The organism is Microbacterium sp. B24 (assembly GCF_000333415.1).
Taxonomy (GTDB): domain Bacteria; phylum Actinomycetota; class Actinomycetes; order Actinomycetales; family Microbacteriaceae; genus Microbacterium.
In genome coordinates this window covers 1-1,369 of sequence record NZ_BADB01000141.1, presented here as the reverse complement: position 1 = coordinate 1,369, position 1,369 = coordinate 1, and the positions used below count along the sequence as shown (strand labels likewise).

The window sequence follows — 1,369 nt, the reverse complement described above, 5'->3', positions numbered from 1 at the left end:
GTCGGCGGCTCAGGTTGACGACGCCACGCTGAAGCGCCTGCTCGCGGAGGCGGAGCTGGAAAAGGCAGCGCTCAAGGAGTTGACTGAGGGAGACTTCCAAGCCCGGGCAGGCGCCGCGCCGCCATCGATCACCTCAAGCACACGCTGCGGGTGGGCGAACGGATGGCGTGCCGTGCGGTCGGGCTCTCCCGCTCCGCGTAGCGGCGCCCGCTCAAGGGCGACACGACCGCGGACCCGGACCGGGCGCTCAGGGACAGGCTCCGAGCCTGGGCGAATGACGATCCCCGCTACGGGTACCGGCGGGCGTATCACGACGCCCGCGGCGAGGGGCGGGCGATTAACCACAAGAAGATCCAGCGCCTCTGGCGCCAGGAGGGTCTGCGCGTCCCGAGCGGCGGCGGCGCAAACGCGTCGGGTCCTCGACCGTCGACGCGCCGACCGCGGACGCGCCGAACGTGGCGTGGGCCGTCGATTTTCAGTTCGACGCCGACGAGCAGGGCCGCCCGATCAAGATCTGCTCGATCGCCGAAGAACACACCCGCGAATGCATCGGCGGGCTCACCGAACGGTTGATCACCGCCGACCAACTCGAGCACCTCGTCGCCGTCCGCGGCGCACCGACGCTGGCCCGGTCCGACAACGGGCCCGAGTTCATCAGCGAAGCGACGGCCGATTGGGCAGGTACCCGCACCGGCCTGTCCTACATTCCGCCGGGCTCGCCGCCCGGAATGGGGTCCTCGCCGCTCCTCGACACCTGGAACGAATGACGAGGAAGGCGCTAATCCAGCGCCGTACGGCTGGTCGCGGTGGCCTGCAGCGGCCAGCCGTCCGGGACGAACAGCGTCAGCACGGGAGGGTGCCAGGTCGTCGCGACGGTGACGCGCGCCGAGACACCATCGGGTGTGGATGCCGCAACCAGCTCGGCCGTCTGGGTGGCCGCGAGCAGCTCCTCAGCCTGAGCGTAGACGCCGGCGTCCGTCAACCGTGCCGCCGGGCCGGAGGCGTCGACGGTGAGGGTGAAGCCGTCCGCCCCGGCGAGCGCAGCCGCGTCCGCTGCGGCATCCAGGCGCTTCTGCGTGAGGTAGAGACTCGTCGCGTCGACGCACACGAGCACCAGCACGACCGCGATGACGAAGTAACCGAGCGCCAGGATCAGCACGCTGCCGTCTTCATCGTCGCGAAGGCGCGACGCGAGGGCCCTCACGGCTCGACCCAATAGCGGGAGACCTTTTGCACCCCGGTCGCGGTGACCGGCACGCGCGTCGCCTGGTCGAGACCCAGCACCGGCGGGACGAGCGGCAACGGCACCTCTGCCGTCACCGTGACCGAGAGCATCGCGCCGGCCGCCGGGCACGGCCCGGGCGTGGCG

1 protein-coding gene and 1 pseudogene are annotated in these 1,369 nt (G+C 71.2%); one reads left to right on the top strand and one right to left on the bottom strand.

Going from position 1 to position 1,369, the window contains the following annotated elements; translation table 11 throughout:
- Window positions 1–722 (top strand): annotated as a pseudogene (locus I5I_RS03340) (IS3 family transposase); the annotation flags it as partial.
- A gap of 56 nt (window positions 723–778) precedes the next feature.
- On the opposite strand, the gene I5I_RS03335 reads toward I5I_RS03340, so the two are convergent.
- Window positions 779–1,204, bottom strand: a complete 426-nt coding sequence (locus I5I_RS03335) for a pilus assembly protein TadG-related protein (protein ID WP_036316463.1) — start codon at window positions 1,202–1,204, stop codon at window positions 779–781.
- Window positions 1,205–1,369 lie beyond the last annotated feature (165 nt).